Below are 15,061 nucleotides of genomic sequence, written 5' to 3'. Positions count from 1 at the left end.
CCGGGGCAACAGGATTTTTCAAGTTTTAGAGGACTTAAACCATGAGCAACGTCGACTACGCCGAAATCGCCAAATTCGAAGCCCTGGCCCATCGCTGGTGGGACCGCGAAAGCGAGTTCAAACCGCTGCACGACATCAACCCGCTGCGGGTCAACTGGATTGACGAACGGGTCAACCTGGCCGGCAAGAAAGTCCTCGACGTCGGTTGCGGCGGCGGCATCCTCAGCGAGGCCATGGCCCAGCGCGGCGCCACCGTCATGGGCATCGACATGGGCGAAGCGCCGCTGGCGGTCGCGCAGTTGCATCAGCTGGAATCCGGCGTGAGCGTCGAGTACCGCCAGATCACCGCCGAAGCCCTGGCCGAAGAGATGCCCGAGCAGTTCGACGTGGTCACCTGCCTGGAAATGCTCGAACACGTGCCAGACCCGTCCTCGGTGATTCGCGCCTGCTTCCAGATGGTCAAGCCCGGCGGCCAGGTGTTTTTCTCCACGATCAACCGCAACCCGAAGGCGTACCTGTTCGCGATCATCGGCGCCGAATACATCATGAAGTTGCTGCCGCGCGGCACCCACGACTTCAAGAAATTCATCCGCCCGTCCGAGCTGGGGGCCTGGAGCCGCATGGCCGGCCTGACCGTCAAGGACATCATCGGGCTGACCTACAACCCGCTGACCAAGCACTACAAACTGGCGGCCGACGTGGACGTCAACTACATGATCCAGACCCTGCGCGAGGAGTAAGCCGATGCGAATCAGAGCAGTCCTTTTCGACATGGACGGCACGCTGCTCGACACCGCGCCGGACTTTATTGCCATCTGCCAGGCGATGCGCGCTGATCGCGGCTTGCCGCCGATGAACGACAAGCATATTCGCGACGAGATCTCCGGCGGCGCCAAGGCGATGGTCGCGGTGACGTTCTCCATGGACCCGGAATCGCCAGGTTTCGAGGAATTGCGCCTGGAGTTCCTGGAGCGTTACCTCAAGGATTGCGCGGTTCACAGCAAACTCTTTGACGGCATGGGCGAACTACTGGCCGACATCGAAAAAGCCAACCTGATCTGGGGCGTGGTGACCAACAAGCCGCTGCGTTTTGCCGAGCCGATCATGCAGCAACTGGGGCTGGCCGAGCGCTCGGCGCTGCTGATCTGCCCGGATCACGTGAAGAACAGCAAACCGGACCCGGAGCCGTTGATCCTGGCCTGCAAGATGCTCGACCTCGATCCGGCCAGCGTGCTGTTTGTCGGCGATGACCTGCGGGATATCGAGTCGGGGCGCGACGCCGGCACCAAGACCGCCGCCGTGACCTATGGCTACATCCATCCGGATGACAACCCGCGGCATTGGGGTGCGGATGTGGTGGTGGATCATCCGCTGGAGTTGCGCAAAGTTCTCGATAGCGCGCTGTGTAGCTGCTGATCCGCACTGCTTGATGAGTACCTGTGGCGAGGGGGCTTGCCCCCGTTCGGCTGCGAAGCAGTCGTAAAAGCTGATGAACACACTTAGCGGGGAGAAGGCAGGGAGCGCTTCGCACTCCAACGGGGGCAAGCCCCCTGGCCACAGCAAGCTCCCTCGCCACAGGCTCGGTGTTCGCCTTAATTGTGTAGAGGTTTTTTATGTTTGATTATTCCGCCCGCCCTGAATTGCTCAAAGGCCGGGTCATCCTGGTTACCGGCGCAGGCCGTGGCATCGGTGCTGCCGCTGCGAAAACCTACGCCGCCCACGGCGCCACGGTGCTGTTGCTGGGCAAGACCGAAGCCAACCTGACGCAGGTCTACGACGAAATCGAAGCGGCCGGTCACCCGCAACCGGCGGTGATCCCGTTCAACCTGGAAACTGCCCTGCCCCATCAATACGATGAGCTGGCGGCGATGATCGAGACCGAATTCGGCCATCTCGACGGTCTGCTGCACAACGCCTCGATCATCGGCCCGCGCACGCCGATCGAGCAGTTGTCCGGCGAAAACTTCATGCGCGTCATGCACGTCAACGTCAACGCCATGTTCATGCTCACCAGCACTTTGCTGCCTCTGCTGAAGCTGTCCCAAGACGCTTCGGTGGTGTTCACCTCCAGCAGCGTCGGGCGCAAGGGTCGGGCGTACTGGGGCGCTTATGGCGTCTCCAAGTTTGCCACCGAGGGGCTGATGCAAACCCTGGCCGATGAAGTCGACACCGTGGCACCGGTGCGCTCCAACAGCATCAACCCCGGCGCGACCCGCACCAGCATGCGCGCCCAGGCGTATCCGGGTGAAAACCCGCTGAACAACCCGACGCCGGAAGAGATCATGCCGGTCTATCTGTACCTGATGGGCCCGGACAGCACGGGCATCAATGGCCAGGCGTTCAACGCCCAGTAACGCCGCACGTCGCTTTTGTGCCGCGGCATTTATTTGCCGCGGCACGCAATATCCGCTGCAACTTCCGCCCTTTACAGTCAAACAAATGCCGCTGCTTCCATCAGCATTTTCCAATAGCCGCTCTAATCCAATGATTTTGAACGGCTTTTATCCGAATGAACCGAATGGCACGACTTTCGCTCTAATTTTGTTCAGACAGCAGTGTGAAAGTAGTTGGCGGTGGCGCCTGAGTCGGGAGATTCCTTATCTTCGACAAAGCGGACTAAACTCGTACCAAATGTCCTACGGGACTGATGGACCAGTATGACGCGCAGCCCAAAGCCGCTCTCACCCAGCCTGTAAGACAGCCTTACTGCTTAGGGGCTCACGCCATATGAAATCACCTTCCCAGACCAACGCAATTGACTTCGATAGCGCCAAATTGCAATGCCTGGGCTTTGGTCAGCAGCCTCCTCTCCTGGAGCGGCCAGTCAGTCTCGCGCAATTGCGCCAGCAACTGGGCCTGCAGCTGCAAACCAGTCTTGAGCCGCAACGCATTCTCGGGCTCTTTTTCCGCGAAATTCAGCGCCTCGTGCCTCTGGATGCCTTGAGCTACCAGCACAAGACCAGTGACTTGCGTCTGGAATTCGGTCAGCGCGGTCATCACTCGGTCAGTTATAGCCTGAGCCATGAAGGTGAACATCTGGGTGAACTGGTGTTCCGCCGCAATCAGCGTTTCAACGAACAGGAACAGGGCAATCTGGAGTCACTGCTTTCAGCATTGCTCTATCCAATGCGTAACGCCCTGCTCTACCGTGCCGCGACTCAAAGTGCCCTGCGTGACCCGCTCACCGGCACCGGCAACCGCGTTGCCATGGACCAGACCCTGCAACGGGAAATCGAAATGTCGCGCAGGCATTTGCAGCCCTTGTCGTTGCTGATGCTGGATATCGACCATTTCAAACGCGTCAACGACAGCCACGGTCACAGCGCCGGCGATGAAGTGCTCAAGGCGGTTGCCGCCTCGATCAAAGGTCAGTTGCGCAACGTGGACATGGTGTTCCGCTTTGGCGGCGAGGAGTTTTTGATCCTGCTGTCCAACACCACGCGGGAAGCGGCGGCGATGGTCGGCGAACGCCTGCGGTTTGCCGCCCAGGCCCAGGAATATGTTGCCGATGGCCAATCGATCGAACTGACGGTCAGCCTGGGTTGCTCGACGTTGCTGCCGGGCGAATCGGCCGAGAGTCTACTGCGTCGGGCTGACAGCGCGTTGTATGTAGCCAAGCGCGAGGGGCGTAATCGGTTGGCGATGGCGGGCTGATTTTTCAAGGACAAAACAAAACAGTGTGGGAGCGGGCTTGTGTGGCGAGGGGGCTCGCCCCCGTTCGATTGCGAAGCAATCGTAAACCAGTCACCGCATTTCCAATGCACGATTGCGCTGACTGGTTCAGGGGCGCTTCGCACCCCAACGGGGGCAAGCCCCCTCGCCACAGGCCCGCTCCCACATTTGGTTTTGTGTTGCAGTTGGATCAGCTCTCGACCAACACCATCCGCTCGCGAGCTACCGGCGCCCGCTCCGCGTGTTCCTGCTGCATGCAGCGCTCCAGGAACAGGAACATGTAGTCATAGCTCTTGCACACCGCCTGACGCAGTTCCACTTGCAGGGATTTGCTTGGATGCATACCGGCAAGGGTGCAGATGATTTCCAGTGCTTCCCACGGGTGAGCGTCGTCGTACTGGGCGTGCATCTTCAGCCACTTCATGGCCCGCTTGCGATCTTCCTCAGGGAAAGCCGCCGCGTAGACACCACTGGAACACACCAGCGCCGACCATTCCCCGGTCGCGCCTTCGATGGCGTAGTTGGTCGCGGCGATGGCCACGATCAGCGAATCCGCCGAACTGGTGTGCCAGCACCAATGACTCAGTGCATGCAGCTCAGGGGCCACCTGTTGCGCTTGCAGATCTTCCAGGCTGACACCGTGCGCGCGGCTCCAGTGCACCCAGTAATCGGCGTGATTGAGTTCGACACGAATGTTACGCATCAGCCAGCGCCGCGCCATGTCTTCGCCGGGGTGGCGGGCAAAGCGGGTCTTGGTGAGATTCTGTGCCATATATAAAGCGAACTGCTCGACCACCGGCCAGCCACCTATCAGGTACTGGCGCATGGTTTTTGCGCTGAGTTTGTTATCTCGCATGCGCTGATACAGTTCGTGTTCGACAACCCGGCGTTTACTCTCGCTGCAATCCTGGATCAACTGTTGTGCCCAGGCGGGATAACTTGCAGCTTCCATGAGTGGTCCGGTTCGGTTGAATGTGTCGATCACTGTTCGGCTCCTTTTGATTTGTGATTGTACGGATCAGCAAGAGATTTCAACGGAACGTGCCAGGCGCCTTGAATAACAGAGGCTGTGGTCTGGCGGGACGACTTTGCAGACTGTCACAGGTAAACAATTGCGGGCGTTCTATGACATACCCTTGAGCGTAATCCACACCGATTTCGAGCAATGCCTGCTCGATCTGGGGTGTCTCGACAAACTCGGCAATGGTGCGCTTACCCATGACATGACCGATGTGGTTAATCACCTCGACCATAGCGCGGTTAATCGGGTCGTCCAGCATATCCTTTACGAAACTCCCGTCGATCTTCAAGAAGTCTACAGGTAAATGTTTTAAGTAAGCGAACGAGGACATTCCGGCGCAAAAGTCATCAAGTGAAAAGTGGCAACCTAAACCTTTGAGTTCATTAATAAATCTGATTGCGCTTCCCAAATTGGAAATAGCGCTGGTTTCCGTAATTTCAAAACAAATCATTTCAGGAGGAATCGCGTAAGTAACAAACTGTTCACGCAGGAAGTCCAGGAACGCCTCATCTCCGATAGTAATGCCTGAAAGATTAATCGCACACATGGCCAATGGGCCTTTGCGTTGTTCGGCAATACATTGGGCAATGATTCTGAATACGTTTTCCACTACCCAGCGATCCAGCGACGTCATCAAGCCATAACGCTCGGCGGCCGGAATAAAACTGTCAGGCAAAATCATGCGCCCGGCCTCGTCATGCAGACGCAGCAATATTTCGATGTGCCCACCACCGTGTTCGACATGCCCCAAAGGCGCGATTTCCTGGGCATACAGGCAGAAGCGGTTTTCCTCCAGCGCCATGTGCAAGCGTTGCACCCAAGCCATTTCACCGAAGCGCAGGGACAGTTCCGAGTCGTCGGCATGGTAGACCTGCACCCGGTTGCGGCCCTTTTCCTTGGCCATGTAACAGGCCATATCGGCGGCGCGCAGCGAGGATTCGAGGGTGGTCGGGGTTTGCGCGACGTGCACCAGGCCGATGCTGACGGTGGTCAGGAACGGCCGGCCCTTCCACACAAAGTGCAGGTTTTGTACGGTCTGACGCAGCACCTCGGCGATTTTTTCCGCATGCTCCGGCGCACAGTTCTCCAACAGGATGCCGAACTCGTCGCCGCCCAGCCTGGCCAGGGTGTCGCCTTCACGCAGACCGGATTGCAACAACGCGCAGATATGCCGCAGCAGCTCATCCCCCGCAGCGTGGCCGCAGGTGTCGTTGACCAGTTTGAACTGGTCCAGGTCGAGGAACATCAAGGCGTGGCGCCCGGGCTGGCGCGTCAGGTTGTGCAGCGCCTGCTCCAGGCGATATTCGAACTCGCGGCGGTTGGCCAATCCGGTCAAGGCATCGTGGGTGGCCTGCCAGGACAGGTTGGCGATGTATTGCCGTTCCTGGGTCATGTCATGCAGCACCAGCACCGTGCCGCTGACCTTGCCGGCATTGCGGATGGGCGCGCCGACCAGGGTCACCGACACCGTGCTGCCATCCAGGCGCTGAATCAGTTTGGAATGCTCGCTGCCGCCACTGAGCTGGCCACTCAAAATGTGTTCGATCAAGGTAAAGCCGTCGGCCTGGGCGTTTTCGTCCAGCAGATTGAACAGCGCCGCCAGCGGCAACCCGGTGGCCTGCTCGGCTTTCCAGTGGGTCATGGCCTCGGCGGCCGGGTTCATGTAGGCAATCGCCCCTTCAACGTCCGTGGTGATCACGCCATCGCCAATTGATTGCAAGGTGATCTGCGCCCGGTCCTTCTCCAGTTGCAAGGCCTCGGCAAAGGCATGCCGCTGCTTGAGCAATTTGTGGGTGCGCAGCAACGCCAGCACGATCAACCCCAGCGCCGTGGCCAGGTTGGTCACCAGCAACAGGCGCAGGATCACCCGCGAGCCCTCGCCCAGCGCATCGCTGAACGCCTTCGCGACCGGGGTTACCCCGTCGTTGATGGCAAAAATCCGATCCTTCCAGCGCTTGATGTCGGCAGAGGTGGCCTGATTGTCGACAACGCGCTGGTGCATCTCCCGAGCAACGTCATCGAGCTGCACCAGATAAGCGTCGCCCACGGTCCAGCGATCGATGGCTTTTTCCAGGTAACTGAAATGCCGAAAATTGAGGTACAGCCAGATCAGGCTTGAGGCGTCGTCCGGGTGATTGCCTCCCTTGAGAATCCCCACCCGCGCGGCGTCGAGGTCCGGCGGCTGCTTATCCAGGGCCAGGCGCAGCTCATGCCCGCCCTGGGGCACGGCAATGGCGTTCTGGTATTTGAGAAAAATCGCCTCGTCGCGGCTGTCGGCGTAGAGGTTGAGGTAATAGATGGCGTCTTTCTGCCCCTTGGACCACAGGCTTTCGCCGGCCACATAGCCACGAACCGCCGACAGCACATACAGGCTGACACCGCCGAGCAACGCTTGAAACAGCACGACGGCGATAAACGGCCAGACGATGCCCAACAATCGTGGCGTTCCGAGAGTCCATTTTGGCTTCATGAGGTCCCTTGCATAGGTACTGCCTGATCATCATCCAGATCCGACCGCTCCCGCAAGACTAGGAGGCGTTCCCCATCCCCGCAAGGTCCGGGATGCAAGGCTCGCTCCGATCACGACAGCCCCCGCCCCATCGGCGGTCAGCGACCTACAGGGTGACGTTGATTTGCATACATATATACCGCACGGACGGCGTGCGCGGCCGTTTTACTGGGCACCTCCACTGCACGCCGCCTGCCGGCTGAATTGCAGCTCGATCCAGTACTTGTGAAGGACATCATTTATGTCAGCCATACCACCCGCCGAAACCGTCGCCCCTGCCGAGGCGCAATCCATCCTTGATGCACGGGAAGAACACCGTGCCAGCCAGGCATTGGGCCTTGATAACGCCCTGGACATCGAGAACCTCAAACGTCCAGTGAACGCCCAGGACCGAAAACTGTACAAGAACATTCAGAAAAACCTACCCCTCATCGCCGAGACGCTGACGTTAGATGACTTCGTGACCCGGCGAATCAACGGACAAATCGTCGACATCGTGCGCAATTTCCTGCCGCCGAAGGCGTCCTTGATGGGCTACCTGGGCGATGCGGAACTCGCCAGCGCGACACTGGAGCGCGTACGCGCCACCCCGGCCGCCTACCTGGAGAAACTGCTCACTTCGCCCAAAGCGCAGACCCTCACCGACCAGTTGCTCGGGGCCTTGCAATGGTATGGCGCCAATCCCGGCGAACAGGCTGCGCCGACCGTGCGCACGCAACTGCTGGGCAAAGCCATCCGCCTCTATCTGAACGCCCCCTCCGCCGATGCCCCGCAAGAGATCGCCGGCTATGCCTGGCAACAGCGCGAACACTGGGGGCTGAGCTATCAAGCCATTCATGCTCGATTCGAAGCCCACCTGCGCAAGACCCAACGCGTCGCCACGGCCAATGAAGCCGTACTGCTGGCGCGTCTCTATCAAACGCAACTCTCCCCGGATTTTTCGGTACGCAACATCCCCGCCGACCTGCGCTACCGCAGCTCCGTGGTCTGGGTGAATTTCATGCAGGGCGTGCTGTTATCCGCCGGAACACCGGCGAGCCCGCCGCTCGGGTTTCAGCAACTGGTCGACCTGCCAATCACATTGTCGACGGACGCCGCTGACGAGAAGCTGCAAGCCATTGCCCTGGCACGGCTGCTGCCGACCCTGCAATGGGCGGTCACCTAAGGCCTCATCCCCGAGCATGAGGCCATGGATTACACCCAGGACGAAATCGAACGCGCGGTAAAGGCACTCGACGAGCACAGCGAAGCCTTGCGCAATGCGATCGCTCAAATAGTTGTCCCGACTCCCGACCGGATGGCCATGGCCAAACTGGAGATGGCCAAGCTGTTCGGCCGGACAGCCTTCATCAGCGATGGACGAAAACTGGTACTGGAAGACACAGACGGCAGCGGTGGCGGCACGGTCAAAGTGCCGCTGCTGAAAAACCCGAGGGTTGTTGCCTTCAGTTTTCTGGATCTCTACGTCACGGGCAAGTTGGCTAATGGCAAAAAATGGATGATCACCGACGCCGACGGCAAATCGACAGGCGCCAGATGGATTCGCATCGATGACGAGCGCAGGATCGAGCTTCGCGGCGGTAGTGTTTTCGACGATTCCACCCAACCCGCAAAGTTCGGGTTCTTCCCTAATGGAAAAAGTCTCCCTGATGTAGGAGAAACGTTCGAGACATCCTTCAAACGCCATTTGATTTCGATCAAAAGCGCCTACCGAACCTTGATCATCAGCCTGTTGGCTTCGCTGCCACAGGCAGATCGCCAAGCCGTGGAACAGGGCAAAATCCGGTTACTGAGCTTGCGACAAGTCACACAGGGCGTGAGCAAGGAAGATGAAACGGCGCAAATAACCCTCCCGTTGCGAGCCAGGGCAGGGTTTGTCCTTGAGGTCAGCCTTCGGCAGGACGTGTTTTACTACGAAGTCTTGCCCCAGGCCGGCGTTATCCGTCGCCGACCGGATATCGACGCCAGCATGGAGGGTGGCGTTGAGTCTACGAACACCCACGACAATGAGGGCTTCGGTGCCAAGACCAACGTCACGGTTCTACGCGCCAGGCGCCTGCCCTTTGATTGGTCGGCCCACGCCAAAGGCACTGCACCGGTTGAGGGAAAACACTGCAACGCCATACTCGATCAAGTAGGCGATACGTTACCCACCGCCACCAGAACGCTCATCGACCTGCCGCCCTTGTCATCGCCTCGCCAGAAGGAAGTCGCCGATTTCATCGTTTCCAACTTTCTCTACCAGGACGAAAAACTGCTGTATACCGCAGCCCGTGGCAGAACCCGATTCGACGAAATAGATGAAGAATTCGAAAGAAAACTGAGCTTCATCAAATCCTTCGTGCCGTTCTGGAGCAGCATCGAAGACTTGATGTCGGGGGACAAGAACAAGATATTCGCAGGCGCGCTGGGCCTCGTGGTCGACCTGGCTTCGTTCCTTTACCCCATGGGTAAATTCATCTCCGGTTCGGCGAGGTTGATCAAAGTGGCGGCCACGGCCGGCAGAATCGGCACGCAGGCCTCACTGCCGTCCTTCTCGACACTGACCCGAAAATTGCTGGTGTCGACGCTGCAAAACCTCAACCCGCTGGACGGCATACCGACGTTGCTCAAATCAGTCTTGACCGGGGGCGGCAAGCTCACCGTGTTGGCCGGCAAAACCGGCTTTCGAGCGCTGAAAAGCCTGGCGGGCCACGCCGATCAATACCACCTCGTAAAAGGCCTGCCCCAGCTGATTGAGCCCGGGCGCTGGAAGCCGATATCGAACGGTGATCAGTTGTCCACGGTGAAAGGGATTGACGACGTACCGGTGCGTAATGTCTCAACGCCGGATAAACCCCTCTATCATCTGGTCGACCCCAACTCAGCCAAGGCCTATGGTCCGCGATTGAGCACAAGGGCCAGCGCGCTTGCCCCTGGCCGATCGTCCTACAGCACCCTGGAAAAAACCGACAGCCACCTGCTCGTTGAGCTCTCGGATAAAAGCCATGTCCGGGAAATACTCGAAATCGATGGCCGCACCACGATGCTGATTGACGACGTGCCTTACCGACTGGACGGCGATACGCTGCGTCGTGCTGATCTGATTGATGACAGGGGCTTCAAAAAAATCCCCTGCCGCCTACGTCGTGCCCCTGGCGGGAGCAATCTGTGCCGAACCGCCTACGTCACCCGCGACCCTGCCCCCACCCCGGATATCGGCAGCTTTGACGACACCAAAGGCTGGGCGCCATGGTTCGGCGACAGCATTTACACCCCCGCGACCGGCAGGACACCGATGACGACAAAAGCGATGGCTGCACACGACTCCCTCACCGCATCGATGGAGTTTCAAAAGGGGATTTACGGGCGGGTCAAAGTCAGCATTCCGGTTCCCGAGCAGGAATTGGTCGATAACCTTGATGTAGGCGCCACTATTGTGGAGGCCATGGACGGATCGAAACATTACGTTTTCACCCGCCTCGACGCCGGGGATTTTTATGTCGCCGAACGCTTGAAAGGACAAAGCAAGTACGACCCGCTGATCTTCAAGAAGGCCAGCACCGCGACCGATGCCCCAATCGATGAGTTGAAGGTGGTTTACACCGGCTCCCTCAACGCCAACAACATGGCGCGGATCTATGGCACTGAGGCCGTGGAACGAGCGATGAAAACCATGGACGAAATCGCCATTCCGATCGGCGGACCGGTTAATCCGCCGGATACTCTCAAGTGGTTGAAGGTCGACACCTCACCGGGAGAGGCGATTCTGTTCGATCACAAATCACGCATGATCGTCAGCCAGTTGCCGGAAGGCGCCAAGTCCTGGTCTCGCAGCAAAGTGGCACCCGAAGATCTGCGGCAAAGGACCGTGGACATCTTCGACACGCTGTTCCAGGAAGCCACGATCAAGCCAAAAAACGCCGACAGCGCATTGAAGATCGACGAAACGATGAGAAAGCTGCACCACAAGATCCCCTATCGTGAACGCTCGCAAAAACCCAGAAACATTGCCTATGCCGAAGTCACCACCGCCAATGGTGCGAAGGAAATCTATGTCAGTGTCTCAGGAGCTCAGGGCACCACAGGGTATCTGCCGCTGTTCAAGAGCAACCCGGGGGTAAATCAGGTGACGGTCGGCAACACCACGTATTTCAACATCGACGCCGACAAGGTTTTCCCCCGCACCGCTCTGAACGTGACCAGCGACAGCAAGGTGCTCGCCGTACCGCACACCATCAAGAATATCGATACCTATAACCCGGACATAACCGGCGCACCAACGTCACTGGACAGTGAAAGCAAGCTGATCAGGGTGATTCGCGAAAAGTACCCGGATCGCGAGTCCATCAAGTCGGTCAATGTCGCGACGACCATGGCGCCCTGTGATTCATGTTCGGTGGTGATGAAGCAGTTTGCCTACGACGGTAGTAAGGACGGCCTGCAGGTAACGTGGAGATAACCTACAACTGCTGCAAATGCCCATAAAGCTTGGCGTACAACCCACCATCGGCAATCAGTTGCTGATGGTCGCCATCCTCGGCGATGCGCCCGCCATCGAACACCAGCACGCGGTCAGCCTGCTTCACCGCTGACAACCGGTGGGCAATGATCAGTGTGGTGCGTTCGCTGAGGAATCGCGCGAGCGCCTCGTGCAGGTTGTATTCGGTGGCGGCGTCCAGCGCCGAGGTGGCTTCGTCGAGGATCACCACTTTGGGCTGGGCCAGCACCATCCGGGCGATGGCCAGGCGTTGGCGCTGGCCGCCGGACAGGCGCACGCCGGAGCGGCCGACCACGCTGTCCAGGCCTTGGGGCAACCCGCGAACAGTTGCATCGAGTTGGGCGATTTCCAGGGCCTGCCAACAGGCGTCGTCGCTGCGTTCGCGGCCCATGGTCAGGTTCGCGCGAATGGTGTCGTTGAACAGCGCCGGATGTTGCAGCACCACCGCGACATTTTCCCGTACGGTTTCCAGGCCGATCTCTTCTTGCGTGGCGCCACCGAAGCGAATCGTCCCGGCCAGCGGCGTGTACAAGCCCAGCAGCAACTGCACCAGGGTGCTTTTTCCGCCACCGCTAGCACCGACAATCGCGACTTTTTCACCGGGGGCGATGGTCAGATTCATTTGGTCCAGCACCAGCTCATCGCCATAACTGAAACTCAGGCCCTGAACGTCGATCCCCACGGTGTTGCGGCCCTGGAACGGATCGACACCACCGGTGTATTGCGGCTCATCGGCACGGGCCAGCAACTCGTTAATCCGCGACAGCGCACCACCGGCGGCGTAGTAGGCGTATTGCAGGTTCAGCAACTGCTCGACCGGACCGATCATGAACCACAGGTAGCTGAACACCGCGAGCATCTGGCCAATGGACAGGTCGGAAAACAGCACGGTGAGCATCGCTGCGGCGCGGAAAATATCGATGCCGAACTGGAACAGCAAACCGCTGGCGCGGTTCGACGCATCGGTTTTCCACTGCGAGTTGACCGCATAATCCCGCACTTCCCGGGCCCGTTGGCCGAGACGTCCGAGGAAAAAGCCCTGGCGGTTGCCGGCGCGCACTTCCTGGATCGAATCGAGGGTTTCGGTCAACGCCTGGGTGAAGCGCGAGGTGCTGTCGTTCTCGAGTTTCTTCAGGTGCTTGACCCGTTTGCCCAGCTGCACCGTGGCGTAGATCACCAGCGGGTTGAACAGCATGATCAGCAGCGCCAGTTTCCAGTGCATCCACACCAGAATGCTCGCGGTGCCGACCAGGGTCAGCATGGCCACGAGGAAACGGCTGAGGGTTTCGCCGACGAATTTGTCCAGGGTATCGAGGTCGGTGACCAGATGCGTGGTCACCGTGCCGCTGCCCAGGCTTTCGTATTCGCCGAGGGAGATGCGCTTGAGCCGCTCGATCAGGCGCACGCGAATGCGGTAGACGATGTCCTTGGCCAGCGCCGCGAACAACTTGGCCTGGACCACGTTGAACAGCAACGCGCCACAGCGCAGGACGAAGGTCACCAGCAGCATCAGGCCGATGTAGCCGGCGGCTTTCTGCCAGACATCGGGCAGCGCGTGGTTCATGACTTTCAACGCGGAGTCGCCGTGGCCCAGCAGCACTTCGTCCACCAGCAATGGCAGCAGCAGCGGGATAGGCACACTGCACAACGTCGCCAGCACGGCCACGCCGTTGGCGATCCACAGGGATTTTTTGTGATGCAGGGCCAGTCGGCGGATTTCCGCCCAGCTCAGTCGATCGACACGCGGGGTTGCCGGTGCATCATCGGGCAGATCATGCACAGGCAGCGCGCTCCAGCCAGCGGCCGAGCAGCGGTGACAGGACACTCAAGGGTTGATAGCCATTGGTCAGCAGCGCCAGTTGCCCATCGCGCTCGGCCAGCAAGGTCGGGAACCCGGCGATGCCGAGGTCCTGGACCCAGGTGAAATCGGCGGCGGTCGCGGCGTGCTGATCGGCGCGGTCGAACGCCGCGGCGAACTCGATGCGCGGCAACCCGGCCTGCTCCGCCAACTCCACCAGCACACTGGCGTGGGTGACGTCGCGGCCTTCGGCATAGAACGCATGCTGAATCAGCCCGAGCAGTTTCCAGGCGCAATCCGGCGCCAGGCTGCGCGCCGTCACCAGCGCCCGACAGGCGGGTTCGGTGTCGTAGACAAAGCCGTCAGGTAACGCGCCTTCAGTCTTGAACGGTTGGCCGGTAGCCTCGGTGACCGCCTGCCAGTGCTCAAGAATGTAGCGCCGGGTGGTCGGCTCCAGGGCCGAGCCACTGCCGGTGCGCAAACCGCCCACCACCAGATGCAACTCCACACCCGCTGCCTGTGCCTGCTCGACCAGCGCTTCGGCCACCGGCGCGAAACCCCAGCACCAGGAACACATCGGGTCCATCACATAGAGCAGGCGGCGAGCAGACATGGATTCAAGCCTCGGAAGGGGTTTGCTTGTAGTTGTAACCGATCGGGTGCGGCAAGTTGCGCGCCTTGGCCAGTTCGATCTGCTTCTGCCGATCGATGGCACTGCGACGGGTTTTCTCGCTCAGCTTATCCCAGCAATGCGGGCAACTGATGCCAGCCACGTAGTGCTCGGATGCACGGTCGGAGGCGCTGATCGGTGTACGACAGGCATGACACTGATCGTAGTCGCCTTCGCTCAAGTCGTGGCGCACGGTCACGCGGTTGTCGAACACGAAGCAGTCGCCCTGCCACTTGGTTTCTTCCTGCGGCACCTCTTCGAGGTACTTCAGAATCCCGCCCTTGAGGTGATAGACCTCATCGAAGCCTTGGCTGAGCATGAAGCTCGAAGCCTTTTCGCAGCGAATGCCACCGGTGCAGAACATCGCGACTTTCTTGTGCACGGCCGGGTCGAAGTGTTCTTTGATGTAGTCGGGGAATTCGCGAAAACTGGTGGTTTTCGGATCGATGGCGCCTTCAAAGGTGCCGATCGCGACTTCGTAATCGTTGCGGGTATCGATCAACAGCACTTGCGGGTCGCTGATCAGCGCGTTCCAGTTTTGCGGATCGACGTAGGTGCCAACGGTTTTGTTCGGGTCCACGCCGTCAACGCCAAGGGTGACGATTTCTTTCTTGAGCTTGACCTTGGTGCGGTAGAACGGCTGGTCGTCGCAGTACGATTCTTTGTGGTCGATATCGTCCATGCGCGGGTCGTTCTTGAGCCAGGCCATCAGCCCGTCGATGCCTTCGCGACTGCCGGACACGGTGCCGTTGATGCCTTCTTCGGCGATCAACAGGGTGCCTTTGATGCCGTTGTCGACCATCGCTTGCAGCAATGGCTCGCGCATTTCGACGTAGTTTTCCAGGGTGACGAACTTATACAGTGCCGCCACGACAATCTGTTGTGTCATGGGTGATTCTCCAGGTGGCTAC

The 15,061-nt window shown here is 59.4% G+C and carries 11 protein-coding genes; 6 read left to right on the top strand and 5 right to left on the bottom strand.

Annotated features, from left to right (window positions below):
- Positions 1 to 41: 41 nt before the first annotated feature.
- The 4 genes from ubiG (at position 42) to BK667_RS18920 (ending at position 3,654) form a co-directional block, all read left to right on the top strand.
- Positions 42 to 740, top strand: a complete 699-nt coding sequence (gene ubiG / locus BK667_RS18935) for a bifunctional 2-polyprenyl-6-hydroxyphenol methylase/3-demethylubiquinol 3-O-methyltransferase UbiG (protein WP_123510127.1) — start codon at positions 42 to 44, stop codon at positions 738 to 740.
- A gap of 4 nt (positions 741 to 744) precedes the next feature.
- The gene (mupP, locus tag BK667_RS18930) at positions 745 to 1,416 is read left to right on the top strand and encodes an N-acetylmuramic acid 6-phosphate phosphatase MupP (protein ID WP_123510125.1); all 672 of its coding nucleotides are present in this window, start codon (positions 745 to 747) and stop codon (positions 1,414 to 1,416) included.
- A 197-nt stretch (positions 1,417 to 1,613) separates the two neighbouring features.
- Positions 1,614 to 2,354 carry a YciK family oxidoreductase gene (locus tag BK667_RS18925; protein ID WP_123598539.1) on the top strand — a complete coding sequence of 247 codons (741 nt, stop codon included), beginning with the start codon at positions 1,614 to 1,616 and terminating at the stop codon, positions 2,352 to 2,354.
- A gap of 373 nt (positions 2,355 to 2,727) precedes the next feature.
- Positions 2,728 to 3,654: a GGDEF domain-containing protein gene (locus BK667_RS18920; RefSeq protein WP_123598538.1), complete on the top strand. Its 927-nt coding sequence runs from the start codon at positions 2,728 to 2,730 to the stop codon at positions 3,652 to 3,654.
- A 208-nt stretch (positions 3,655 to 3,862) separates the two neighbouring features.
- Here the strand turns inward: BK667_RS18920 and BK667_RS18915 are convergent, their stop codons facing one another.
- Positions 3,863 to 4,624, bottom strand: a complete 762-nt coding sequence (locus BK667_RS18915) for an iron-containing redox enzyme family protein (protein ID WP_375539179.1) — start codon at positions 4,622 to 4,624, stop codon at positions 3,863 to 3,865.
- Positions 4,625 to 4,703: 79 nt separating this feature from the next.
- The gene (locus BK667_RS18910; protein ID WP_123510117.1) at positions 4,704 to 7,163 is read right to left on the bottom strand and encodes an EAL domain-containing protein; all 2,460 of its coding nucleotides are present in this window, start codon (positions 7,161 to 7,163) and stop codon (positions 4,704 to 4,706) included.
- 280 nt (positions 7,164 to 7,443) lie between these two features.
- On the opposite strand from BK667_RS18910, the gene BK667_RS33610 reads away from it, so the two are divergent.
- A complete protein-coding gene (locus tag BK667_RS33610; RefSeq protein ID WP_259698110.1) occupies positions 7,444 to 8,367 on the top strand; it encodes a hypothetical protein in 924 nt (307 codons plus the stop codon).
- Between the two features lie 24 nt (positions 8,368 to 8,391).
- Positions 8,392 to 11,643, top strand: a complete 3,252-nt coding sequence (locus BK667_RS18905) for a deaminase domain-containing protein (RefSeq protein WP_259698109.1) — start codon at positions 8,392 to 8,394, stop codon at positions 11,641 to 11,643.
- 1 nt (position 11,644) lies between these two features.
- On the opposite strand, the gene BK667_RS18900 is transcribed toward BK667_RS18905, so the two are convergent.
- From BK667_RS18900 to trhO, 3 genes are read right to left on the bottom strand one after another with little or no spacing between them, the layout of a single operon-like run.
- On the bottom strand, positions 11,645 to 13,462 hold the full coding sequence (locus BK667_RS18900) for an ABC transporter ATP-binding protein (protein ID WP_123598536.1): 1,818 nt from the start codon (positions 13,460 to 13,462) through the stop codon (positions 11,645 to 11,647).
- Positions 13,455 to 14,057 (bottom strand): DsbA family protein, encoded by a 603-nt coding sequence (locus BK667_RS18895; protein WP_185058248.1) that lies wholly within the window; start codon positions 14,055 to 14,057, stop codon positions 13,455 to 13,457. Before BK667_RS18895 ends, BK667_RS18900 begins: the two co-directional genes overlap by 8 nt.
- A 40-nt stretch (positions 14,058 to 14,097) precedes the next feature.
- Entirely contained in the window at positions 14,098 to 15,039 is a 942-nt protein-coding gene (gene trhO / locus BK667_RS18890; RefSeq protein WP_123510109.1) for an oxygen-dependent tRNA uridine(34) hydroxylase TrhO, read from the bottom strand.
- Positions 15,040 to 15,061: the final 22 nt, after the last annotated feature.

It is taken from the genome of Pseudomonas frederiksbergensis, assembly GCF_003732705.1.
Lineage (GTDB): Bacteria > Pseudomonadota > Gammaproteobacteria > Pseudomonadales > Pseudomonadaceae > Aquipseudomonas > Aquipseudomonas frederiksbergensis_F.
Note: the sequence above shows the minus strand (reverse complement) of the source record. Positions and strands in the feature narration are given on the sequence as shown.